This is a genomic window from Streptomyces cellostaticus, from assembly GCF_001513965.1.
In the GTDB taxonomy this organism is placed as follows: Bacteria; Actinomycetota; Actinomycetes; order Streptomycetales; family Streptomycetaceae; genus Streptomyces; species Streptomyces cellostaticus.
In genome coordinates this window covers 1-3,475 of record NZ_KQ948104.1, presented here as the reverse complement: position 1 = coordinate 3,475, position 3,475 = coordinate 1, and the positions used below count along the sequence as shown (strand labels likewise).

Sequence of the window (3,475 nt, the reverse complement as noted above, 5' to 3'; positions counted from 1 at the left end):
CTGCGACGGTGTTGGGTTGGGTGCAGCAGTGGCTGGCCGATCCCGAGACTGACGGTTCGCGGTTGGTGATCTGGACCCAGGGTGTGGCTGCTGGGCAGGATCTGGCCGGCGCGGCGGTGACGGGCCTGATCCGCTCCACGCAGTCGGAGCACCCGGGTCGTCTGCTGCTGGTCGATGTCGACCCGGCGGCTGGCCTGGACCCGACCCACGACGCCGACGTGGATACCGTCCTGGCCGCGGTGCTGGATGCCGACGAGCCTGAGGTCTGCATCCGTCCCGCTACTGACGGCGGGGGCGTGGTGGCGTTCGGCCGGCGGCTGGTCCGGGCCGGGTCGGCCGGGGAACTGGAGCTGCCCGGTGGTTCGGGCTGGCGAGTCGAGGTGACACAGCCGGGCGATCTGGGCAGCGCCGCTGTGATCGATGCTCCTGAGGCGGGCGCCGAGTTGTCGGAGGGTCAGGTCCGGGTAAGCCTGCGTGCGGCGGGCGTGAACTTCCATGACCTGGTCGCCGGTCTGGGGATGGTCATGGATGGCCGGGTCCTGGGCATGGAGGGTGCCGGGGTCGTGCTGGAGACCGGTCCCGGGGTGGACGGTCTGACGGTGGGTCAGCCGGTGATGGGTCTGGTGCCCGGTTGGGGGCCGGTCGGGATCGTGGACAGTCGGCTGCTTGCCCCGATCCCGCAGGGCTGGTCGTTCCAGCAGGCCGCAGCGGTGTCGGCAGGGTTCCTGACCGCGTTCTACGCGTTGCGGGATCTGGCCCAGGTCCGTCCCGGCCAGCGAGTCCTCATCCACGCTGGGACCGGTGGAGTTGGCACGGCTGCGGTGCAGTTGGCAAAGGAATGGGGACTGGAGGTCTTCGCGACCGCCAGCCCGGCCAAGCAGTCCGCGTTGCGGGCGATGGGTGTGGACGAGAGCCACATCGCCTCGACCCGGGATCTGGCTTTCTGTGAGCGGTTCCTGGCCGTGACCGGTGGCGAGGGTATGGACGTGGTCGTCAACGCGCTGGCCGGGGAGTTCACGGACGCGTCGCTGCGGTTGCTGCCGCGCGGTGGCCGGTTCGTCGAGATGGGCAAGACCGACATCCGGAACCCTGAGCAGGTCGCCCACTCCTACCCCGGAGTGGTCTACCAGGCCTTCGACCTGATGGACGCCGGTGTGCCGCGGGTCGCGGAGATGCTGGCCGAACTCGGAGGCATGTTCGAGGCGGGGACGCTGGTCCCGCCGCCGGTGACGTGTTTCGAGCTGTCCCAGGCTGTGGCGGCGCTGCGGTATCTGCAGGCGGCCCGGCACCTGGGCAAGGTCGTACTGAACGTCCCGGCCGAGTGGGACCGGCAGGGCACCGTCCTGGTCACGGGCGGCACCGGAACACTGGGCGGAGAGCTGGCCCGGCACCTGGTCAACGTCCGTGGCATGCAGCACCTGGTCCTGATGTCGCGGCGCGGCCCCGCCGCACCGGGAGTCGCCCGCCTGGCCGCCGAGTTGGCGCAGTCGGGTGCGGAGGTGCGGGTCCAGGCCGGCGATGCCGCCGACCGCGACGCCCTCGCCTCTGTGCTGGCGCGGATCACGGCTGAGCGGCCGTTGACGGCGGTGGTGCATGCCGCCGGTGTGATCGACGATGCCACCGTGGAGTCGCTGACGCCTGAGCGCATGGCGACCGTCCTGGCGGCCAAGGCCGACGCGGCGTGGAACCTGCACGAGCTGACCGAGGGCACCGGCCTGGCCGGGTTCGTCCTGTATTCCTCGGCTGCGGCTGTCATGGGCAGCGCGGGGCAGGGGAGTTACGCCGCCGCTAACGCGTTCTTGGACGCGCTGGCCGCCTACCGTCGGGGCCGGCATCTGGCTGGTCAGTCGCTGGCCTGGGGGCTGTGGGCTCAGACCTCGGAGATGACGGGGCATCTGGAGGGTGCGGGTCTGTCGCGTCTGCGTCGCGGTGGTGTTCAGCCGATGGCGACGGAGCAGGGCCTGGCGCTGTTCGAGGCCGCTACCGCGCTGGGTGCGCCGTTGGCGGTCCCGGCCCGACTGGACCTGACCGGGCTGTCTCGCGGAGGAAGGCCGGTGCCCGCGCTGCTGCGGGGTCTGGCTGCTGGTGGTGTCTCCGCACGCCCGACCGCAGCCGTGGCCGCAGATGCGGGTGGTCTCGCGGCTCGGCTGGCCGCGCTCTCTCCCGCCGATCGTGAGCAGGAAGTCCTGCAGATCGTCCGGGCCGCTGCCGCTGTCGTTCTGGGCCATGCCCGACCCGGGGACATCGATCCTCAGCGGGCCTTCCGTGACATGGGTATCGACTCCCTGACCGGGCTGGAGCTTCGCAACCGGCTCGCGGCCGAGACGGGCCTGAGCCTTCCCGCCACCTTGGTTTTCGACCAGCCGACACCGCTGGAGGTTGCCCGGTACCTGGTGGCAGAGGCATGCGGGGCCGACGGGGTCGTCGGTGCGCCGGCTGTGCCGGCAGTCCGCATCGGCACGGATGAGCCGGTGGTGATCGTGGGGATGGGTTGCCGGTACCCGGGCGGGGTCGAGGACCCGGAGGGTTTCTGGCAGCTGATCGCCGGAGGCTCCGACGCGATGACGGGCTTCCCGGCAAACCGGGACTGGGACTTGCAGAGCTTGGAAGCCTCCGATTCCAGTGACGGGGGCGCGGGTTATGCCCGGGTGGGTGGGTTCCTTGACGGCGCTGGTGATTTCGATGCGGAGTTCTTCGGGATCAGTCCGCGCGAGGCGTTGGGGATGGATCCCCAGCAGCGGCTGTTGCTGGAGACCTGCTGGGAGGCGCTGGAGGACGCGGGGATTGCCCCGGGTTCGCTGCGGGGCACCGACACCGGCGTCTACGCCGGGATCATCACGTCCGGCTACCGGATCGGTGAGCAGGACGGTGCTGGCGGTTTTGGCCTGACTGGTACTACGGCGAGTGTGGCGTCGGGTCGGGTGGCGTACTCGCTGGGTCTGCAGGGTCCCGCCGTCTCGATCGACACGGCCTGCTCGTCCTCGCTGACGGCGATTCACCTTGCCGCGCAGGCGCTGCGGTCCGGGGAGTGCGGGATCGCGCTGGCCGGTGGCGTAACGGTGATGGCTACCCCGGGTGCGTACCTGGAGTTCGCGCGGCAGCGAGGTCTTGCTGCCGACGGCCGGTGCAAGCCGTTCGCGGAGGCGGCCGATGGCACCGGGTGGGGTGAGGGTGTCGGCGTCCTGGTTCTGGAGCGGCTGTCGGATGCCCGCGCTCGTGGGCACCGGGTGTTGGCGGTCGTGGCGGGCAGTGCGGTCAACCAGGACGGGGCCAGCAACGGTCTGTCGGCGCCGAACGGGCCTTCGCAGCAGCGGGTGATCCGGGCCGCGTTGGCGAGTGCGGGGTTGCAGCCGGGCGATGTTGATGTGGTGGAGGCGCATGGCACTGGTACGGCGCTGGGTGACCCGATCGAGGCGCAGGCGCTGCTGGCGACGTATGGTCAGGATCGGCCGGAGGGCCGGCCGTTGCTGCTGGG

General features: G+C 70.9%; 1 protein-coding gene. It reads left to right on the top strand.

Translation table 11 applies throughout. The features are described from left to right. A partial coding sequence (locus AQI88_RS45675) for an SDR family NAD(P)-dependent oxidoreductase (RefSeq protein WP_159050607.1) occupies positions 1 to 3,475 on the top strand: 3,475 nt, incomplete at both ends.